Origin of the sequence: Klebsiella sp. CN_Kp100 (assembly GCF_040065315.1) — a bacterium.
In the GTDB taxonomy this organism is placed as follows: Bacteria; Pseudomonadota; Gammaproteobacteria; order Enterobacterales; family Enterobacteriaceae; genus Klebsiella; species Klebsiella oxytoca.
The window spans coordinates 178,147-199,221 of sequence record NZ_JBEAIJ010000039.1 but is presented as its reverse complement, the minus strand read 5'-3'; the positions used below and the strand labels follow the sequence as shown (position 1 = coordinate 199,221).

General features: G+C 54.0%; 18 protein-coding genes. 7 read left to right on the top strand and 11 right to left on the bottom strand.

Going from position 1 to position 21,075, the window contains the following annotated elements:
- The 4 genes from ABLV12_RS16280 to ABLV12_RS16265 all read left to right on the top strand — a co-directional run.
- On the top strand, positions 1-287 hold a 287-nt coding region (locus tag ABLV12_RS16280; RefSeq protein WP_348867158.1), incomplete at its 5' end, for a biotin/lipoyl-containing protein.
- Positions 288-302: 15 nt separating this feature from the next.
- Positions 303-1,604 carry an oxalacetate decarboxylase subunit beta gene (locus ABLV12_RS16275; RefSeq protein ID WP_105889262.1) on the top strand — a complete coding sequence of 434 codons (1,302 nt, stop codon included), beginning with the start codon at positions 303-305 and terminating at the stop codon, positions 1,602-1,604.
- Positions 1,605-1,927: 323 nt separating this feature from the next.
- Positions 1,928-3,556, top strand: coding sequence for a sensor histidine kinase (locus ABLV12_RS16270; RefSeq protein ID WP_004108293.1), 1,629 nt, complete (start codon positions 1,928-1,930; stop codon positions 3,554-3,556).
- Positions 3,549-4,247, top strand: coding sequence for a response regulator (locus ABLV12_RS16265; RefSeq protein WP_004108295.1), 699 nt, complete (start codon positions 3,549-3,551; stop codon positions 4,245-4,247). Before ABLV12_RS16270 ends, ABLV12_RS16265 begins: the two co-directional genes overlap by 8 nt.
- Before the next feature lie 45 nt (positions 4,248-4,292).
- Here the strand turns inward: ABLV12_RS16265 and ABLV12_RS16260 are convergent, their stop codons facing one another.
- Entirely contained in the window at positions 4,293-4,922 is a 630-nt protein-coding gene (locus tag ABLV12_RS16260; RefSeq protein ID WP_004108297.1) for a hypothetical protein, read from the bottom strand.
- A 92-nt stretch (positions 4,923-5,014) separates the two neighbouring features.
- On the opposite strand from ABLV12_RS16260, the gene ABLV12_RS16255 reads away from it, so the two are divergent.
- Positions 5,015-5,968, top strand: a complete 954-nt coding sequence (locus ABLV12_RS16255) for a LysR family transcriptional regulator (RefSeq protein ID WP_348867157.1) — start codon at positions 5,015-5,017, stop codon at positions 5,966-5,968.
- A 55-nt stretch (positions 5,969-6,023) separates the two neighbouring features.
- On the opposite strand, the gene ABLV12_RS16250 is transcribed toward ABLV12_RS16255, so the two are convergent.
- The 4 genes from ABLV12_RS16250 to ABLV12_RS16235 form a co-directional block, all read right to left on the bottom strand.
- Positions 6,024-8,312, bottom strand: coding sequence for a hydratase (locus ABLV12_RS16250; RefSeq protein ID WP_348867156.1), 2,289 nt, complete (start codon positions 8,310-8,312; stop codon positions 6,024-6,026).
- A gap of 70 nt (positions 8,313-8,382) precedes the next feature.
- On the bottom strand, positions 8,383-9,642 hold the full coding sequence (locus ABLV12_RS16245) for an SLC13 family permease (RefSeq protein ID WP_004108304.1): 1,260 nt from the start codon (positions 9,640-9,642) through the stop codon (positions 8,383-8,385).
- Between the two features lie 183 nt (positions 9,643-9,825).
- Entirely contained in the window at positions 9,826-11,259 is a 1,434-nt protein-coding gene (locus ABLV12_RS16240; RefSeq protein ID WP_004108306.1) for an anion permease, read from the bottom strand.
- A gap of 107 nt (positions 11,260-11,366) precedes the next feature.
- A complete protein-coding gene (locus ABLV12_RS16235; RefSeq protein ID WP_196090452.1) occupies positions 11,367-12,422 on the bottom strand; it encodes a 4-oxalomesaconate tautomerase in 1,056 nt (351 codons plus the stop codon).
- A gap of 279 nt (positions 12,423-12,701) precedes the next feature.
- Here ABLV12_RS16235 and ABLV12_RS16230 point away from each other — a divergent pair, with 279 nt between their 5' ends.
- Positions 12,702-13,640: a LysR family transcriptional regulator gene (locus ABLV12_RS16230; RefSeq protein ID WP_064345441.1), complete on the top strand. Its 939-nt coding sequence runs from the start codon at positions 12,702-12,704 to the stop codon at positions 13,638-13,640.
- Positions 13,641-13,668: 28 nt separating this feature from the next.
- Here the strand turns inward: ABLV12_RS16230 and rihC are convergent, their stop codons facing one another.
- From rihC to ribF, 6 genes are all read right to left on the bottom strand, one after another.
- Positions 13,669-14,583, bottom strand: a complete 915-nt coding sequence (gene rihC, locus ABLV12_RS16225; RefSeq protein ID WP_064398474.1) for a ribonucleoside hydrolase RihC — start codon at positions 14,581-14,583, stop codon at positions 13,669-13,671.
- Between the two features lie 65 nt (positions 14,584-14,648).
- Positions 14,649-15,599 (bottom strand): 4-hydroxy-3-methylbut-2-enyl diphosphate reductase, encoded by a 951-nt coding sequence (ispH, locus tag ABLV12_RS16220; protein WP_064398476.1) that lies wholly within the window; start codon positions 15,597-15,599, stop codon positions 14,649-14,651.
- Position 15,600: 1 nt separating this feature from the next.
- Positions 15,601-16,050 carry an FKBP-type peptidyl-prolyl cis-trans isomerase gene (gene fkpB / locus ABLV12_RS16215; RefSeq protein ID WP_004098486.1) on the bottom strand — a complete coding sequence of 150 codons (450 nt, stop codon included), beginning with the start codon at positions 16,048-16,050 and terminating at the stop codon, positions 15,601-15,603.
- Between the two features lie 97 nt (positions 16,051-16,147).
- Positions 16,148-16,648 (bottom strand): signal peptidase II, encoded by a 501-nt coding sequence (gene lspA / locus ABLV12_RS16210; RefSeq protein ID WP_004108317.1) that lies wholly within the window; start codon positions 16,646-16,648, stop codon positions 16,148-16,150.
- On the bottom strand, positions 16,648-19,464 hold the full coding sequence (gene ileS, locus ABLV12_RS16205) for an isoleucine--tRNA ligase (protein WP_160886974.1): 2,817 nt from the start codon (positions 19,462-19,464) through the stop codon (positions 16,648-16,650). Before ileS ends, lspA begins: the two co-directional genes overlap by 1 nt.
- Before the next feature lie 44 nt (positions 19,465-19,508).
- Positions 19,509-20,447, bottom strand: coding sequence for a bifunctional riboflavin kinase/FAD synthetase (gene ribF / locus ABLV12_RS16200; protein ID WP_004108323.1), 939 nt, complete (start codon positions 20,445-20,447; stop codon positions 19,509-19,511).
- 330 nt (positions 20,448-20,777) lie between these two features.
- Here ribF and rpsT point away from each other — a divergent pair, with 330 nt between their 5' ends.
- A complete protein-coding gene (gene rpsT, locus ABLV12_RS16195) occupies positions 20,778-21,041 on the top strand; it encodes a 30S ribosomal protein S20 (protein WP_003018940.1) in 264 nt (87 codons plus the stop codon).
- The last annotated feature ends 34 nt before the right edge of the window (positions 21,042-21,075 follow it).

The following is a 21,075-nucleotide window of genomic DNA, read 5'->3' as shown; positions in this document are numbered from 1 at the left end:
ATATCAGCCAGCTGACGGCGGCCGCGCCGGCAGCCTCTTCCGCCCCGGCTCAGGCAGCTGCCCCGGCAGGCGCCGGCACGCCGGTGACCGCGCCGCTGGCGGGCACTATCTGGAAGGTCATTGCCGCGGAAGGCCAGACGGTGGCCGAAGGCGACGTGCTGCTGATTCTGGAAGCCATGAAGATGGAAACCGAAATCCGCGCCGCACAGGCCGGGACCGTGCGCGGTATCGCGGTGAAATCCGGGGACGCGGTGGCGGTGGGCGACACCCTGCTGAGCCTGGCGTAAGGAAGAGGACGCGAAATGGAAAGTCTGAACGCCCTGATTCAGGGCATGGGGCTGATGCACCTCGGCGCCGGCCAGGCCGTCATGCTGCTGGTGAGCCTGCTGCTGCTGTGGCTGGCCATCGCCAGGAAGTTCGAGCCGCTGCTGCTGCTGCCGATTGGCTTCGGCGGCCTGCTGTCGAACATTCCGGAGGCCGGGCTGGCGCTGACCGCGCTGGAAAGCCTGCTGGCCCACCACGACGCCGGGCAGCTGGCGGTGATTGCGGCGAAGCTCAACTGCGCGCCGGACGTCCACGCCATCAAAGAGGCGCTGGCCCTGGCCCTGCCGTCGGTGCAGGGGCAGATGGAGGACCTCGCCGTGGATATGGGCTACTCCGCCGGGGTGCTGGCGATTTTCTATAAGGTCGCCATCGGCTCGGGCATCGCCCCGCTGGTGATTTTTATGGGCGTCGGGGCGATGACCGACTTTGGCCCGCTGCTGGCCAACCCGCGGACCCTGCTGCTGGGGGCGGCGGCGCAGTTCGGCATCTTCGCCACGGTGCTGGGGGCGCTGACGCTGAACTACTTCGGCATCATCAGCTTCACCCTGCCGCAGGCGGCGGCCATCGGCATCATCGGCGGCGCGGACGGTCCGACGGCGATTTACCTCTCCGGGAAACTGGCGCCGGAATTACTCGGCGCCATCGCGGTGGCGGCGTACTCGTATATGGCGCTGGTGCCGTTAATCCAGCCGCCGATTATGAAGGCGCTGACCAGCGAGAAGGAGCGGAAAATCCGCATGGTGCAGCTGCGCACGGTGAGTAAGCGGGAAAAAATCCTCTTCCCGGCGGTGCTGTTGCTGCTGGTGGCGCTGCTGCTGCCGGACGCGGCGCCGCTGCTGGGGATGTTCTGCTTCGGCAACCTGATGCGCGAGAGCGGGGTGGTGGAGCGCCTGAGCGACACGGTGCAGAACGGGCTGATAAATATCGTGACGATATTCCTCGGATTATCGGTGGGGGCGAAGCTGGTGGCGGACAAGTTCCTGCAGCCGCAGACGCTGGGGATACTGGTGCTGGGGGTGATAGCGTTCGGTATCGGCACGGCGGCGGGCGTGCTGATGGCGAAGCTGCTGAACCTGTGCAGCCGGCACAAAATCAACCCGCTGATTGGCTCCGCCGGGGTGTCGGCGGTGCCGATGGCGGCAAGGGTGTCGAACAAGGTGGGGCTGGAGTCGGACGCGCAGAACTTCCTGCTGATGCACGCGATGGGCCCGAACGTGGCGGGGGTGATTGGCTCGGCGATTGCCGCCGGGGTGATGCTCAAGTACGTGCTGGCGATGTGAATCGTTACCTTTCCCCGGATTGCGCCGTAAACGTCTTATCCGGGCTACCGGCCCGCAGACGGCTGTAAACCCGTAGCCCGGGGTAAGGCGTCAGCCGCGACCGGGGGATTCTCCCGGAGGCGGCGCTTAACGCGCCTTGCCGGGCTACAGGATCGCAGACGGCTGTAAACCCGTAGCCCGGGATAAGGCGTCAGCCGCAACCCGGGATACGTAAAACGTCGTATTCCATCTGGATGTGTTCTGAAATCCATAAAACTGTGGGCCGATTCCGCGCCGTCGGTCGCTAAAAAAGAGAAAATGGCCTTTTGATGTCAATTCGCCCAATGTTTAGCCGAAAAATCACGCACTGGTTTGCCCGACGTTCGTTCCAGAACCGCATCTTCCTGTTGATCCTGTTTACCTCGACAATAGTGATGCTGGCGATGTCATGGTATCTCACCAGCATCACGGAAGAGCGTCTGCATTATCAGGTCGGCCAGCGCGCGCTGATCCAGGCGATGCAGATCTCCGCCATGCCTGAGCTGGTAGAGGCGGTCGAAAAGCACGATCTGGCGCGAATTAAAGCGCTTATCGACCCCATGCGATCGTTTTCCGATGCCACCTACATCACCGTCGGTGATGCAAAAGGCCAGCGTCTGTATCACGTGAATCCGGATGAGATCGGCAAATATATGGAAGGCGGAGACAGCGACGAAGCGCTGTATAACGCTAAAAGCTACGTGTCGGTGCGTAAAGGATCGCTCGGCTCTTCATTGCGCGGTAAGTCGCCGATCCAGGACAGCACCGGGAAAGTGATCGGCATCGTCTCGGTGGGCTACACCATCGAACAGTTAGAGAACTGGCTGAGTCTGCAAATCGGATCGCTGATGATCCCGATGGCAATCATGCTGCTCCTGCTGCTCTACTGCGCCCGACGCTTCTCGCTGCATATCAAAAAACAGATGCTGAATATGGAGCCGCAGCAGCTATCACAGCTGCTTATCCAGCAAAGCGTCTTGTTTGAATCGGTCTTCGAGGGACTGATAGCCATTGACTCTCACTACCGAATTACCGCCATCAACCAAACCGCAAGGAGATTATTAAACCTCAGCCAGCCGGAAACTATCCTGATTGGCAAAAGCATCAGCAGCGTGATCTCTCAGGAGACGTTCTTTTATGACGCGCCGCAGACAAATAAAAAAGACGAAATTGTCACCTTTAATCAGATCAAAGTGATCGCCAGCCGCATGGCCGTCACGCTCAATAGCGAGCCCCAGGGATGGGTCATTAGCTTTCGTAGTAAAGACGATATCAACACCCTGAGCCTGCAGCTCAGCCAGGTCCAGCAGTATGCGGATAACCTTCGCGCCGTGCAGCACGAGCACCGCAATTTGATCTCCACTATTGCCGGGCTACTGTTTTTGAAACGCTACGATAACGCGCTGGATCTCATTCAGCAGCAGTCTGAAAGCCACCAGAAAGTTCTCGATTTTATCGCCCGTAATTTTAAAGTGAACCATCTTGCCGGGCTGCTGATCGGCAAATATTACCGCGCCAAAGAGCTCGGATTAGAGCTGGTCTTCGATCCCGCCTGTCACGTGGAAACCCTCCCCTCCTCGCTTTCGCATAATGAGTGGATCTCGATCGTCGGTAACCTGCTGGACAATGCCTACAATGCCGCCTTACGTCAGCCGGCAGGATCGAAGCAGATCGAGTGCCTGATCAACAGCGAGGGCGGCGAAGCGATCGTCGAGATCGCCGACCAGGGCTGCGGAATTGATGAATCGCTGCGCGATCGTATTTTTGAGCGCGGCGTCACCAGCAGCGACAGCGGCGATCACGGTATCGGGCTATGGCTGGTACGCAGCTACGTCGAGCAGGCGGGCGGCAATATCGTCGTCGACGACAACATCCCTTTTGGCACTATTTTTACTCTTTATATCCCCCTGACCCGAGATGAACACCATGGATAGCATCACAACTCTCATCGTTGAAGACGAACCTATGCTGGCGGAAATTCTGGTGGATACCATCAAGCAATTTCCCCAGTTCGAAGTCATTGGCATTGCGGATAAGCTGGAAAGCGCAAAAAAAATGCTTCGTCTCTATCAGCCCCAGCTGATTCTGTTGGATAACTTTTTGCCCGATGGCAAAGGCCTCGATTTGATCCGTCACGCCGTCAATATCAATTATAAAGGACGTATCATTTTCATCACCGCCGACAACCATATGGATACCATCAGCGAAGCCCTGCGGATGGGCGTTTTCGATTATCTGATTAAGCCGGTTCACTATCAGCGATTGCAGCATACGCTTGAGCGTTTTGCCCGCTATCGCAGCTCCCTGCGCTCGAGCGAGCAGGCGAGCCAGACCCACGTTGACGCCCTTTTCAATATCCAGGCCAAAGAGCACGCGGAAGCCGCCGGCACCGCCCTGCGCGGAATCGATGAAAGCACCTTTAACCGCGTATTACAGCTCTTCACCGACCCGGGGATCGTCCATACCGCAGACTCCCTTGCGCGTATCCTCGGCAGCAGCAAAACCACTGCCCGCCGCTACCTGGAGCAAGGGGTCAAAAACGATTTTCTTGAGGCCGAAATAAGCTACGGTAAAGTCGGCAGACCGGAGCGGATTTATCACGGCAAAAATAGTGAGCACGTTTAAGGATCGCGGAGATGCTTTGTTTAGCATGCATCTCCTTTTATTCGTTTACGCTATAGCGTAGCTAACAATCATCTGGCCTTTTTTCATCTTCACCTGGGTAATGACGACCTCTCCCAGTTCTGACAGGCTGGCCACGTGCGTGCCGCCGCAGGGATAGCTCGGCATATCGCCGAACCCGACCTTGCGCAGACCTTCGGCAAAAGAGATCCGACGCGGTAAATCCTCCGCCTGCCATCCTTCGATCTGCGCCAGCAGCGCGCTGGCTTCGGGCAGTGACGCGTTCGTCCCGGCGGCAAAGGTGATGCGCCCTTCTCCCGGCCAGTGATGCGCCTTAATCGGCCGCCAGCCAAAGCGCTCTCCGGCCTGACCAATCAGGTGCCCGGCGGAATGTAGCCGGGCGTGCAGCCGTCTCGCGTCCGCGTCCACCCGGATCGCCACCTCGCCGGAGGGTAGCGGCTGCGCAACAATATGCACGATGCTCTCGCCGCGCGCGGCAACGCTCTCGACCGCAAGCTCGCCAATCCAGCCGCGATCCGCCGGCTGTCCCCCGCCCTGCGGATGAAACAGCGTGCGGTCCAGCTCAATGGCATAGCGGCCGTCGGCTTCGCCCAGGCAGTTGACGACTCGCGCAGGGCATTCAGTGGCATCGCTGGTGTAATAAAGTCGTTCAGTCATGGTTGTCCTCCTCTCAGTCAGGACAGTATATTGATATTAACGGCAGCGATAATCCCGCCGATCATCAATGCAATTTTGCTCTGGAAGCACAAATGAATCTGAACTTACTGCCCGATCTCGCCCTGTTCGTGCAGATTGTCGATCAGGGCAGCTTTTCCGCCGTCGCGCGCCAGACAGGCGCGACGCCTTCCGCCATTAGCCGCAGCGTCTCGCGGCTGGAGCAGGAAATGGGCTGCAAGCTGCTGCATCGCACCACGCGCAAGCTGCGCCTTAGCGATGCCGGGAAAACGGTGTATGAACATGCGCTGGAGATGCTGGAGTCGGCGCGTCTGGCCATGGATTCCGCCGGCAGCGCCCAGGCGGTGCCGCAGGGTAAGCTCACGCTAAGCGTGCCGAAAGCCGTGGGACGGTTTGTCATTCATCCGCTGATGCTGGAGTTTTTTAGCCGCTACCCGAAGATCGACGTCTGTCTGCGCCTTGAGGATCGGGTTCTCGATTTTATCGATGACGGTATCGATCTGGCGCTGCGCATCACCCATACGCCCTCGCCGGGGCTGCACGGTAAGCCTTTGCTGTCCGTCAGCCATATCGTCTGTGCGACGCCCGGCTACCTGGCGCAATATGGCAGACCGCGAACGCCGCAGGATCTGCGCGAACATAGCTGTATCAGCCTTGGGGAAACGCCCGCCGATTCGCGCTGGAAGTTTCGCCGCGACGGCAAAACGGAGACTATCCAGACCCACGGTCGTTACGCGGCAAACCACACCGCCGTACGCCTTGATGCCGTGAAGCAAAATCTGGGTATCGGTAGCCTGCCGTTGTTTACCGCCCGTGAGCCGCTGGCGAACGGCGAGATTGTGCAGGTTTTACCGGAATGGGAGTTTATCAGCCGCTATTCCGGCCAGCTCTGGCTACTGTGGTCGGGCAATAAGCACATGCCCGCCAGAATGCGGGCAATGATTGATTATCTTAGCGAGAAGATGAAGCCGACTGCAGGCAGCACAGCCATAGCGCAACGTTCGAAAATCACGGATAAGCCGCTATGAATAAAAACGGGGATGCTATATCACCCCCGTTTATTACCTTAATGAGGACTATCGTTTACTGATGGTGGGAAGTTAAGCGTGATTTATTATAATTAATCAGGCTTCCTGCCTTAATAATCTCCCGCTCTGATGAGGTCAGGCCCTCCATGTAAAGCGCGATCTCTTTTATGGGGCGCTCGCGGCTAATGACAAACGCGGTAATATGACCCAGCTCGCTGTCTAAGGCGGATTTTATGCCCGGAATAAAGATAAAATCCCCCACTTCAAATTCGGGTAAGGCTTTCATTTGCAGCGGCAGCATTCCCCAGTTAATCACATTCGAACGATAACGTTTCGTGGCGTATTCCTGCGCAATATTTGCCAGCCCCCCCAGCACGCGCTGGCAGCTGGCCGCTTGTTCTCGTGCTGAACCATCGCCCGGTTTTATCGCATAAACCATACTACCTATTTCCGTCTGCTGCAGGGTGACGCCCTCCTGTCCCGGCAGCTGGCGGATTTGGGTAAAGATTTCCTCAAGTTCAGGATGCAGCCTGCAAGGATTGTCCCCCGCGACACGCAATTGTTCCAGAGCGGCAATCTCCTTACTGCGGCCAACATAGCCCGGATCGCGCCGTGAGAGGGTAAACTCCGCCAGTCCTGAGGGGTTAGAGCGAAATGATGAGGTTTCTCCCGATGGGATAAGCTCGTCAGTAGTCGTCACCGGATCCATGATTTTAGAGGTAACGTTTAAGAGAATATTTTCCGTTAACTCACTCATTTCAGGCCAGTCTTTTATATTGGGTCCATAAATCAGCGATTGCTGGGATGCGCCTTTAATAAAGCCTTGATAGACACGGTTTTTATAGGGTGAAGCGTCAAATTCATATTGCGGTATGTTCTCCCAGCAATCGAGCTCTGACGCCGAGGTCAGAATACCTCCGTTGGCAGCCGTCGCCGCAATTGAGCGGGCATCCATCAACGCGACAGCCGACATTTGCCCATTTCCGGGTTTTGAACCTTCCCGGTTTGGGAAATTGCGCGTTGTATGGCGAATGCTCAATCCATTATGCATAGGCGTGTCGCCTGCGCCAAAGCAGGGCCCACAAAATGCGGTACGCATAATCGCGCCAGCGCTTAATAAATCGGTCGTTATCCCTTTTTTGGTCAGATCCATCAGCACCGGCTGGGATGAGGGATATATCGAGAGAGAGAAAACGTTGTCGCCGCAGGAGTGATGCTTTAAGGCATTTGCCGCTTCAACTACGTTGACGTAATTTCCGCCAGCACAACCGGCAATAATTCCCTGCTGGATCCGGAGCTTACCCTTTTCGACTTTATCCAGCAGGGAGAGTTTTGCGCGCCCAAGCGAAATTTTTTCGGATTCCATTTCGACTTCATGCAAAATATCCGGCAAGTTCTCCTTCAGCGTATCAATTTCATAGACGTTGGCGGGATGAAAAGGTAAGGCGATCATCGGTTTGATAGCGCTTAAATTGACTTCTATACAACCATCGTAATAAGCCATATCGGATGCTGAGAGCGAACAATAGTCTTGCTCCCTGCCATGAACGCGCAAGTAGCTTCGAGTCTCTTCATCGGTTTGCCAGATAGACGATAAGCAGGTGGTCTCCGTCGTCATGACATCAACACTGTTGCGGAAATCGGTAGACATTGTCGCCACCCCCGGTCCCACAAACTCCATTATCTTGTTTTTCACATAACCGCGCCGGAACACCGCGCCAATTATCGCCAGGGCAATATCCTGAGGCCCCACGCCAGGGCTGGGTTTACCTGTCAAATACACCGCAACAACCTCGGGATAATCAATATCCCAGGTCCCTCCCAGCAGTTGCTTAACTAACTCGCCGCCCCCCTCGCCGACGGCCATCGTCCCTAAAGCGCCATAGCGGGTATGGCTGTCCGAGCCCAGCACCATCTTGCCACCGCCGGCCATCATCTCGCGCATATATTGATGAATAACGGAAATATGCGGCGGAACATAAATCCCGCCGTACTTTCTGGCCGAAGATAAACCGAATATATGATCATCACTATTAATGGTACCGCCGACCGCACATAGCGAATTATGACAATTAGTTAATACGTAAGGCAGTGGAAAACGCTGCATTCCAGACGCTTTAGCGGTTTGGATTATCCCCACAAATGTAATATCGTGTGATGCCATACAATCAAATTTTATTTTTAACTTGCGGTGATCGCCTGAAGTATTATGGGCGGAGAGGATCGACCACGAAATCGTGCCTTTACGCGCCTCCTGCTTGTCCACCGGGAAGGAAGGATGACCAACAGGAATAATACCATGCTGGTGTGATATACATACTCCATGGTCATACAGTTTTATCATGACATATATCCTTATATAAAAAACAAGGTCTGACAGAATAGCAACTCTTTTTAATCACTACCGTTATCGGCTAATAAAATGGAAAAAACACAGGCAATAAAATAAAGCTGACGATTACCGATATAACAATAAGCGGCAATCCGGTTTTAACGTAATCAATAAACTTATAGCCGCCCGCAGAAAAAATCATCATATTGGCGGGCGTACCCACAGGGGTTGCATACGCACACGAGCAGCCAATAACTATAGCCATTAATACCGCCCGGGGATCGGCCCCCATCGAATGCGCAATAGATAGACCAATCGGCATTAATAAAGCGGCGGTTGCCGTATTGGACATGAAGTTTGTTAACACACAGGAGATGAGCAATACCGCGCTTAAAAGTAAGAAGGGGGAAGCGTGATTACCCAGTTGTTCAATCATTGCACGCGCCATGATCGCACCAGCGCCGGTGGTTTCCAGCGCTTTTGCTAGTGCCAGCGTTCCGCCGAACAGGAAAATGGTCTGTGAATCAATGGCCTGGTATGCCTGTTTTTCAGTAATCACCCGGGTGACAATCAGCGTTAAAGCGCCAATTGAGCCAACAATAGCAATCGGCAATCCAATCTGTTCTTCGAAAATCATGCCGGATACGGTTGCGATTAGTACCGACAGCGCAATCACCTGCTTGTATTTCGGGCACGCTATCTTGCGCATACTTTCAGTGCGTTGCTGGTGTAGCGTACTTTTTTGCGGTAATAGTCGGTAGCCTATCGTGACAAAATAGAGAATACCGCAAGCCAGCATCGGAATACCCAGCTTAGCATATTCAAAAAAACCAAAACGTTGGCCAACCTGCTCCAGCGCCGACTGCGCAATCAGATTTCCTGGGGAACCGATAAGCGACAAATTTCCCCCCAACGCAGAGGCAAAGGCCAGGGGCATAAGCAGACGTGACTGGGCATAACCTGATTTTATCGCTGCGCCGATCACAACAGGTATTAACACTGCAGCCGTTCCGGTATTCGATAAAAATCCAGAAAGGGTCCCACACACTAACATAATAATGACTATCAGCTGTTTTTCTGTACGCGCATAGCGTGTCACGATACCGCCAATTTTATCGGTTACGCCGGTTTCGAATAAAGCCCCGCCTACCACAAACATAGCCACAAATAAAATAACATTCTGATTAATAAAACCTGCAAAAGCAGTTTTGACATCGAAGACCCCGGTGACAACCAGAGTAATACAAACAATCATGGCAGTTACAGCTAATGGTATTTTTTCCCAAACGAACATGACGATCGAAAAAACCAATAGCGACAACGTAATCGTAACTGGAGACATAAATATATTGCACCTCACCTTGTTAAAGGTAATATAATAATATTTGCGATCATGTGAGTTTTTTCATACTTAAATCATTAAATTTCAGGTAAGATAATAACCACATGGCAATGGCATCATCTACAATTGTCCTGGGCATCAACCGATGCCCAGATATTCACGGCATTCTTTCTCAGTAACGACTTAAATCATCCCGGATGATATGAGTATTTCCCACCACCATACCCCGAGGGTGATGTGCAAGAGGAATGTCAGTACCGCCAGTATTCCACCTATAATCCACCAGGATTTGATATCGTTATAACCCACACCAAAAATAACTGGCCCTGCCGCGCCACCATAGTGAGTGACCATTCCGCCATAAGAATTGCTGAATAATAGCGCGAGTGCGGTGAGGGTTATCGGTGCACCAGATACATTCGCCAGCATGGCAAAGACCGGAACCATAGCGACGATATAAGCGCTTCCCGAGGCGAAGAAATAACGAACCAGTATGCTCAAGGCGACAATAACAATAAAAGCTATATTACCGTGACCATCAAATGAAATATTATTTTTTAATAAATCAGCCAGCCACACGAAAAAGCCAACTTTTGATAATAACGAGCTTAAGCCAATAATCCCACCGTACCAAATGAGCGTATTCCAGCCGCCTTTATTTTTTATCACATCATCCCAGGTTACGATTTTCAGCACTAACATCAAGGCCATGACGCAGATAGCAACGGTTGACTCATTAACCCCCAGGGCGCTGCTGAACACCCAACCGCCCAGTGCCAGAACAAAGAGGCAAGAGAGCATCTTTTCACGCAGGGTCATGGGTCCCAAAGCTTCGATGCCCGTTTTGGCGATCTTTTTATTATCAACCCGCTTTAATTCCGGCGGATAAAGCTTGTAGGTAATCAGCGGCGTCAGCAGCAGCATAATGATACCAGGTAATCCTGCGGCCAGCGCCCAGCCACCCCAGCTTAATTTGATGTGGCAGATATCTTCAATCATCTTCAGCGCAAGAATATTGCCGGCCATTGCGGTAAAGAACATATAGCTGGTTGTTTTCGTCACCATATAGATGTTCAACATAAGATAGTGACCAACTCGCTTTGCGCTGTGCTCCGGCTCCGAGCCAAGGGCGACTGCGACGCTATTAATGATCGGTAAAACAATCCCGCCAGCACGTGCTGTATTCGATGGCGTTGCGGGGGCCAGGATCAGGTCAAGGAAGGCGGTTACATAGCCAAGGCCTAACGTTGTACTACCAATTTTTCCGATAAGAAAATAAGCAATTCTTTTACCTAGCCCGGTAATAACAAAAGCTGCACTCAGAGTAAATGCGGAGAAAACTAACCAGGTGGTGCCGGATGAATATCCGCTTAATACGCTGGCGGCTTTTACCGAACCATCACCCAGATTGCCGGTGACCACCATTGATGCGGCGACGGCAATCAGCAGTACCACAGGCTCTGAAAAGGGTTTAATGACTAACCCCACAATGGCTGCCAGATAAATGCCTGATAAAACCCAGGCAAGTGTTGATAATCCTTGCGGCGCCGGGAATAAACTCATGAGTAACGGTATTGCTATTATAACCAGCAGCTTCCATAACTTATTCTTTTGCATTTCCATTCCTTAGCTGTACTCAATATTTAAGGATGCTTGTGGAACGCATTCACATAATTCCCCGCCTCAATCCACGATAATTTTTCGTTAAGGAGGGGTCTCGGTATTTAGTCGGCAATATAAACCGAGCCGGAAAGAATCTTCCGTGCCGTGCGAATAACAGAGGCGCGGATCGTTTCAGGGGCTTCGGTCGTATTACTTAAGTCGACCGCAATACTCCCGCTGGGGTGCTCGATTTTAACGATGCCATCACCAGACAATTTCGTCAGTTCATTAGCAATCGTCCCCGGAATAATACATGCACTCGCCAGACCGATAGCGCCGGTAATCGCCAACGATTTATGGCAACTGTGGGGCATAAAATATCGAACATTTAAATTTCCGCCGCTAAGCGCAGGAGAAATCAGAACCGGTTTCGGGATAACCATATTTGTCACATCGCCAAACCCCATCGCCTTTCCCGCTTGTCGACGAATAGACTCCAGCGATTCTAAAAGCGCTGTGTCCCGGTCTAATTCGCAGGCAGATTCATAACCGGTTTTTCCCAGGCTCTGAGCTGGAATCACGACCATCGGCATTGCCATGTCAATACAGGTGACTTGCGCATTATCAAATACGTCCAGCCGATTCCCGGTAGGGAAAAGCTGGCCGGATTTTGCACCCGCAGAATTCAAAAAGGTTAATGCAACCGGTGCGGCACGGCCGGGAACGCCGTCTATCTGCGTATCGCCGTCGTAGATAACCTTTCCCTCAGGCGTTTGAATGTCAGCCTCAATAAAAGTATTGGTGTTCACATTCCTTATGCGCACTCTCGTGACCGGAGAATCCGCTTTAATTAACCCCTGTTCTATTGCGAATCCCCCTACAGCACACAGCATATTACCGCAGTTCGGCGTGGTATCGACCCGCCGTTCGTTGACGATAACCTGAACAAACAGATAATCAATGTCCGCTTTTTCACTAACAGATCGACTAATAATGGCCACTTTGCTGGTTTGTGGGCTTCCACCGCCAATTCCGTCAATTTCCAGCTCATGGCCCGATCCCATGATAGATAACAGGAAGTCATTACGTTGGTTAATATCCTTTGGTAAATCATCCGCTAATAAAAAGGCGCCTTTGGATGTTCCACCACGCATTAATACACAGGGAATGCTCTTCATAGCAAGTTCCTCACCCGATAAAACATAGAAGAATTAAACGAAATGCCTTGTGAATTTAATTTGCTTTATGCTGTTTAAGTTTTTTATTTACTTAATTCACCTGCTACATCATTCACGCCAGGCATTTTACAAATTCATTCTACTTGCAAGATTTTTACCGGTTGATAAAATTTCGCCATAAGAGTTATTCCTGCCAGGAATTAATAAAAGTGCCATTGCCGATTAATAATCACTTGTCATCTACTTAGAGAAACACTTATTAGGCCCTACGGAGCAATAATGAAAAATGAACTATCCGGGATGAAAGCCTTTGTCACCGTTGCAGAGCTAGGCTCTTTTAGTAAAGCCGCCGAACAATTAAATCTTACGCAACCGGCATTAACTAAGAAGATAAAAAAAATAGAGAGTAATCTGGATATTGCGCTGTTCGAACGAACGACGCGAAAGATTGCGCTGACGCAAGCCGGGAAAATGCTTCTCCCAAGAGCTAAATCTTTGATCTCCGGCCTTGATGCGGCAATATTTGACCTCAACGATTTAACGTCTCAATTGCATGATACGGTTACGCTATCCTGCATTCCTACTGCCGTATTTTATTTTTTACCGCGCGCTATCGTGCAATTTAATCAAAGCTACCCCAACATCAAAGTACGAATTTATGAACAAGGTATTGAAACCTGTATGGACTCGGTACGAAAAGGCGATGTTGATTTTGGTATAAACATGAACTTCATCACACATCCGGATATCGATTTCATTCCCCTGGTGAACGAGCCTTTTGTTCTGGCCTGCCGGCAAGATCATCCTCTGGCAACCAGGAAACTGGTCGAATGGCGGGAGCTTGTTAGCCAGACGTTAATCGGCGTCAGGAAATCAAGCGGCAATAGACAGTTGATCGAGAAATGCCTGGCGGATAAACCCTGGCAGCTGAGCTGGTTTTATGAAGTCAGACATTTGTCGACCTCGCTCGGCCTTGTCGAAGCAGGCCTCGGAGTCTCGGCACTCCCCTGTCTGGCAATGCCCCAAAGCGGAGGGAGCGCCGTGGTGAGCGTCCCGCTTGTGGAGCCGGTCATCAGACGCACGCTGGGTATGATTCGCGTTAAAAACAGGCCTCTTTCCGCAGCGGCAGAGCGCTTAGCTTCCCTGCTACTGATGATGTGGACGGATGAAGCGGGCACGCTCTGGCGCAACGTCGTGGATTCAACGCAGAAAACCTGAAAGCCATACCGGCCGCTTCATCGCCAGATTAGGGCGCTAAAGCAATCACCTCCGCTGCCCAGCGCTGAAAACCTTCTACATCCAGAGCCAGCGCCACCTGCACGTTTGCCGGTTGGCCCAGTTTGCCTTCGATATCGACCACCGTCGTTCCCGAAGTCCAGGTTCCCTGGGTTTCTACCGTCACAAAACAGGGCTTGAGGGTGAAGAGCTGCGGACGAACCAGCCAGGCAATCGCGCACAGGTCATGCATACGCAGGCCGCTGCTCATGCTCCCGCTCCGGTAATGGCTAAATAGCGCATGCAGCATCTTCCCGGTCTGATTCAGCGTCGGTAGCGTAGCAAGGTAGTCCGGAGCCAGCATCGCCTCGTTGGTGACATCCAGCCCGCACATCACAATCTCCAGCCCGCTATGGAAAACTTTCGCCGCCGCTTCCGGGTCGATAGCGATATTGAACTCCGCATTCGGCGTAAAGTTACCGCGCCCGGCGGAACCGCCCATGATAACCAGCCGACGGATATTAAAACGGCATTCGGGATACTGGGTCAGCAGAAGCGCGATATTGGTTAGCGGGCCAATCGCCACCAGGGTCATCGGCTCCGGAGCGTGCATCAGCGCGTCGCGGATCGCCTGAAATGCCGGTTTTGCCAGCGGCTGACGGTTATGTTCCACGAAATCGTAGCCTTCCATCCCGGACTCGCCGTGTACGGAGGCGGCGTCGCGCAGCGGGCGGACCAGCGGCATAGAAGCGCCCTGAGCCAAAGGAACATCGGCGTTCCAGAAATGCAAAAGCTGCAGGGCGTTGCGGGTGGTTTTCTCCACGGATACGTTCCCCGCTACTGTGGTCATCAGCTGTAGGTCCAGCTCGGGAGCGAATAGCGCCGCGGCAATCGCTGCGGCGTCATCAATGCCGGGATCGGTATCCAGAATGATAGGTAAGCGCATAGTTTCTCCATAAAAAATGCCAGACGTTAAGCCTGGCATCTTCTCATACTGCGGGGAAAAAGAACTTACTCTACTTCACGGACGTCTACGCGCAGCTCTTTCGGCACTTCGAAGACAATGTTCTCTTCACGGCCTTCCAGCGGCACCGCTTCGCCGCCGCCCAGCTCCTGCAAACGCGAAATCACGTTCTGTACCAGAATATCCGGCGCCGATGCGCCTGCGGTTACGCCGACGCAGATTGCGTCTTTCACCCAGGCTTCCTGGATATCGGTCGCATCATCGATCAGATAGGCGGCTTTCCCCATCCGCTGGGCCAGTTCGGCCAGACGGTTAGAATTCGAGGAGTTCTTCGACCCCACCACCAGCACTACGTCAGCCTGCCCGGCCAGCGCGCGGACGGCCTCTTGCCGGTTTGTCGTCGCATAGCAGATATCATCTTTGCGCGGCCCGACGATTTTCGGGAACCGTTCGCGCAGGGCGTCAATCACGTCGGAGGTATCATCAACGGAGAGCGTCGTCTGAGTCATAAACGACAGCTTAGCGTCGTTTTTCACATCCAGCTTCCAGACGTCATTCGGCGATTCCACCAGGTACATCCCCCCCTGCGGGTTACTGTACTGGCCCATGGTGCCTTCAACTTCCGGGTGACCGGCGTGACCAATCAGGATCGACTCTTCCCCCCGACGGCTGGCGCGAGCAACTTCCATATGGACTTTGGTCACCAGCGGGCAGGTAGCGTCAAAAACCGTCAGATCGCGGCTTTTCGCCTCGTTGCGTACGGCCTGAGAGACGCCGTGGGCGGAGAAAATCAGGATCGCGCCGTCCGGCACTTCGCTAATCTGCTCGATAAAAATAGCGCCGCGTTGACGCAGGCTATCGACAACATAGCGGTTGTGCACGACTTCATGACGCACGTAGATCGGCGCGCCATATAGCGTCAGCGCGTTTTCAACAATGCTGATAGCGCGGTCAACGCCTGCGCAGAAGCCGCGCGGGTTAGCCAACAGAATCTGCATGTTACCCCTCCAGCGCCGGATCGATCTCCAGCACTTCAACATCAAAATGAACGGTACGCCCGGCCAGCGGATGGTTGAAATCAACGGTAATCGAATCGCCGTTTACTTCACGGATCACGCCGGGCATTTCGCTGCCATCCATTGCGGTAAAGAGCATAATCGCGCCGACTTCCGGCTCGCCCGCATCGATAAATTCCCGACGCGAGAAATATTGGATCAGGTCCGGGCTCGGTACGCCAAACGCGGCGTCCGGCTCCAGCGAAAAGGTGGTTTTATCCCCCTCTTTTAGCCCCAGCAGATGCTGTTCCAGACCTTCAGACAGGGAAGTATCGCCCAGACGAAAGAGCGCCGGTTTACCGTTGTTGCGGGTTGACTCTGCGGTGGAGCCATCGTCGAGCTTTAAGGTGAAGTGCACCAGCACCGCACTGTTGCTCTGTACTGATTTAGACATGCAGGTTGCTCACTAGTTTTGTCCGGTGACGCTGGCGCTGAACGGGCCTACGGAGAACGTAGACCCGTGCAAACGTCGCGCCGCCCGGCGGGTATTGTTACGCCTGTTTCTTCGCAGCTGCGTTCGGCAAGAAGCCTTCCAGCACAATCAGCGCCGCGCCGATACAAATAGCGGTATCGGCAAGGTTGAAGGTGGCGAAATGCCAGTCCCCGACGTAGAAATCGATCATATCGACGACAAAACCATGCCAAAGCCTGTCGAATAAATTGCCCAACGCGCCGCCAATAATCAGCGCATAGGCAATATTATTCAGCTTTTGCGTCGCCTTAGAGCGATACATCAGCACCGCAAGGATCACGCAGATACCGATAGCGATACCGGCGAAGAACCAGCGCTGCCAGCCGCCACTGTCGGCGAGGAAGCTAAAGGCCGCGCCATAGTTACGCGCATAATGCAGATTAAGCGATGGGAACAGCGATACCGTATCCCCCAGAGCGAAGTTCTGGAGGATCAGGAATTTGCTGCCTAAATCGATAATCAGCACGGCTACGACGACCCAGAGCCAGCGTAGCCCCGTTGAACTAATCGGTTTACTCATCAGGCAAATTTACGTTTTTCGCCGTCACCGGCGATGTTGCTGACACAGCGTCCGCAGATATCCGCGTGTTCCGCCACCTTGCCGATGTCCGTCGTGTAATGCCAGCAGCGCGGGCACTTATCACCTTCGGCTTTGCTCAGCACGACTTTCAGGCCTTTCAGCAGCTCACTCTGCCATGCGTCGGCCGGAGCCTGCGCATAATCGGCAACTTTCGCTCCTGAGGTCAACAGGACAAATCGCAATTCGTCGCCCAGCGCGTTGAGCTTCGCCGCGAGATCGGCGTCGGCATACAGCGTTACCGCCGCTTCCAGAGAGCCCCCCACCTGCTTGTCAGCACGCGCCTGTTCGATAACCTTGTTGACTTCGCCGCGCACTTTCAGCAACTCGTCCCAGAAACCATCGTTCATCGCTTCGTCGTCGGCCAGGCCAAACAGACCGGTGTACCATTCGCCGGTAAAGACGTATTTCTCGCGGTCGCCCGGCAGGTAACCCCAGATTTCGTCAGCGGTAAAGGACATGATCGGCGCCATCCAGCGTACCAGCGCTTCGGCAATGTGGTACAGCGCGGTCTGGCAGCTACGGCGCGCGACGCTGTCCGCCTTGGTGGTGTACTGACGGTCTTTAATGATATCAAGCCAGAACGAACCCATTTCGATGGAGCAGAAGCGCATCAGACGCTGCACGACTTCGTGGAAATCGTAAGATTCATAGGCTTTGACGATATCGTCCTGAGCCGCTTGCGCGCAGCCTACTGCCCAGCGGTCCAGCACAACCATCTCTTCCGGTTTCACCATATCTTTAGCTGGATCGAAACCATTGAGGTTCGCCAGCAGGAAGCGCGCGGTGTTACGGATACGACGATAGCTGTCGGCGGCGCGTTTAAGGATCTCGTCGGAGACCGCCATTTCGCCAGTGTAGTCGGTGGAAGCCACCCACAGACGCAGAATATCCGCGCCCAGTTTGTTCATCACGTCCTGCGGAGAGACGGTGTTGCCGATAGACTTGGACATCTTGCGGCCCTGGCCATCAACGGTAAAGCCGTGGGTCAGCACCTGGCGGTAAGGCGCTTTGCCCTTCATCGCGGTAGAGATCATCAGGGATGACATGAACCAGCCGCGGTGCTGGTCAGAACCTTCGAGATACATATCGGCGGCGTGACCGGCAAATTCCGGACGCACGTCAACAACGGAGGAGTGGGTCGATCCGGAGTCAAACCACACGTCCAGCGTATCCGGCACCTTCTCATAGCTATCGGCCTCGGCGCCGAGGATGTCGCGGGAATCGAGATCCCACCACGCCTGAATGCCGTCGATCTCAACGCGTTTCGCCACTTCTTCCATCAGTTCGAGAGTACGCGGATGCAGCTCCTGCGTCTCTTTATGCACGAACAGCGACATCGGTACGCCCCAGGTACGCTGACGGGAAATACACCAGTCAGGACGGTTGGCGACCATCGATTCAATACGCGCCTGGCCCCAGTCAGGGATCCACTGCACGCCTTTGATTTCGGCAAGCGACTGCGCGCGCAGGCCTTTCTGATCCATGCTCACGAACCACTGCGGCGTGGCGCGGAAGATGATCGGCGTTTTGTGACGCCAGCAGCACGGGTAGCTGTGCTGCATTTTCTCTACGTGCAGCAGCGCGCCTTTTTCAGACAGCAGCGCAACGACAATATCGTTGGCTTTAAACACGTTTACGCCATCCAGCGTCGGGTAAGTTCCCGGCAGATAGGCGCCGTCCGGACCCACCGGGTTAGCGACTTCCAGGCCATATTTTTGACCGATGACATAGTCATCCGGGCCGTGGCCTGGCGCGGTATGTACCGCACCGGTACCCGCGTCCAGAGTGACGTGATCGCCCAGGATCGCCGGGACGTCGAAATCGAGGAACGGATGCTTAAAGCGCATCAGCTCCAGCTCGGCGCCGTTTACCACCGCAAGGATGGTGTAATCAGCAATGCCGGCGCGTTTCATGACGCTGTCGACCAGATCTTTCGCCAGGATCAGCGCCTGGCCGTCAACCTGCACCAGCGCATAGTCAAACTCCGGGGACAGGGAGATGGCGCGGTTCGCTGGCAGGGTCCACGGGGTGGTGGTCCAGATAACCAGAGAAACCGGACCGTTAACGTCGGCCACGCCGAATTTCGCCAGCACCGCCGCTTTATCGGTCGCGTGGAACGCCACGTCGATGGACGGAGAAGTTTTGTCGTAATACTCAACTTCCGCTTCCGCCAGCGCGGAACGGCAGTCTACGCACCAGTGCACCGGCTTAGCGCCTTTGTGCAGGTGGCCGTTGCCGATGATTTTACCCAGCGCGCGGATGATGTTGGCTTCCGTTTTGAAGTCCATGGTCAGGTACGGGTGCGACCAGTCGCCGAGCACGCCCAGACGGATAAAGTCTTTGCGCTGCCCGTCAACCTGAGTGGCGGCATATTCGCGGCACTTGGCGCGGAACTCGGCGGCGGTGAATTTCTCGCCCGGCTTGCCGTATTCCTGCTCTACCTTCAGCTCGATTGGCAGACCGTGACAGTCCCAGCCCGGTACGTACGGAGAGTCATAGCCCGCCAGCCCTTTGGACTTAACGATAATGTCTTTCAGAATCTTATTAACCGAGTGACCAATATGAATGCTGCCATTCGCATAAGGAGGGCCATCATGCAGAATGAAGGTTTTTTTGCCTTTTTTGGCTGCACGAATGATGCCGTACAGGTCATCATCGGTCCAACGCGCCAGCATTCCCGGTTCACGCTTGGCGAGGTCGCCGCGCATCGGGAACCCTGTTTCCGGCAAATTCAGGGTCGATTTATAGTCACTCATCAGATTCTCGGTTCCGTATTTCGGTTTGATAAACACCGTCAGGGTTATGCCTGCCCGGTTAGCCCAAAGAAGTCGCGGGCCGTTAACTCATCACGTGCGATTTGCGCTTTTAGCTCATCAAGCGACGCAAATCGCTGCTCGTTACGTATTTTTTTACGCAGTATTACATCTATATGGCGACCGTAGAGGTCCATTACAACATCCAGGAGATGGACTTCCAGCTGCTGACGCACGCCGGACACCGTTGGACGAGTACCAATGTTGGCGACGCCCATAAAAGGTTTGTCGCCAAGCCCTGTCACTTCTACCGCATAGACCCCTTTAACCGGGGAAACCTGACGACGCAGCGGTAAATTCGCCGTCGGGAAACCTATTGTGCGCCCGAGTTCATCACCGTGCACAACGCGGCCGGAGATGGTAAACGGATGCCCCAGCAGCGTCTCCGCCAGGGGCAGATCGTCGTCTGCCAGCGCCTGGCGCACCGCGGTGCTGCTGATGCGCACGCCGCCTTCACAGAAGGTTTGGGTGCTGGTGACGTCAAAGCCGTACTCCACGCCGGCTTTTTGTAATAACAAGAAATCCCCCTGGCGACCTGCGCCAAAGCGGAAATCATCGCCAACGGCGAGGAACTGAACGCCCAGCTGGCGGACCAGCAGTTCGCTGATAAAGTCCTGGGCGGTCAATGCCGCGAAGCGCCGATCGAAACGCACGCACAGGACGTAATCGACGCCGCTTTCAGCCAGATAGTTCAGCTTCTCACGCAGGCGCGTTAAACGTGCCGGCGCTTTATCGGCGGCAAAAAGCTCAAGCGGCTGCGGCTCAAAAATCATCACCACCACCGGTAAGCCACGCTGGCGACCTTCTGCGCGCAAACGCTGCAATAATGCCTGGTGCCCGCGATGCACGCCGTCAAAATTTCCAATGGTCAGCACGCACCCGTGCGGGGCCTGACTGAGATTATGTATGCCGCGTATCAGCTTCATGTCTGGCTCAAAACAGTGAAAATCGTCCGAGTATACCTTGTACAACTGGCGACGTTAACCAGCGATTGCACCTCTTCACCGAAAGATCCCGGGAATTCATTCACTCAGCGCGAGATTGCGGGAAAATCTCTCCGGCGTCGTCGATTTTTATGGTTGAAAGGCTGTATTCGCCTGCAACAAGCTGGTAGAATCTTGCGCCATCACTACGTAATGAAGCGTTGTTCGTTTAAACGACGCTTATTTGCACAAATCCATTGACAAAAGAAGGCTAAACGGGCATTCTCCTCGGCCTTTGAATTGTCCATATAGAACACATTTGGGAGTTGGACCTTGGCTAATATCAAATCAGCTAAGAAGCGCGCCGTTCAGTCTGAAAAGGCCCGCAAGCACAACGCTAGCCGTCGCTCTATGATGCGTACTTTCATCAAGAAAGTATACGCAGCTATCGAAGCTGGCGACAAAGCTACTGCACTGAAAGCATTTAACGAAATGCAACCAATCGTGGACCGTCAGGCTGCTAAAGGTCTGATCCACAAAAACAAAGCTGCGCGTCATAAAGCAAACCTGACCGCTCAGATCAACAAACTGGCTTAATCGTCTGCTTGTTGTCGCTTTGTAAAAAAACCCG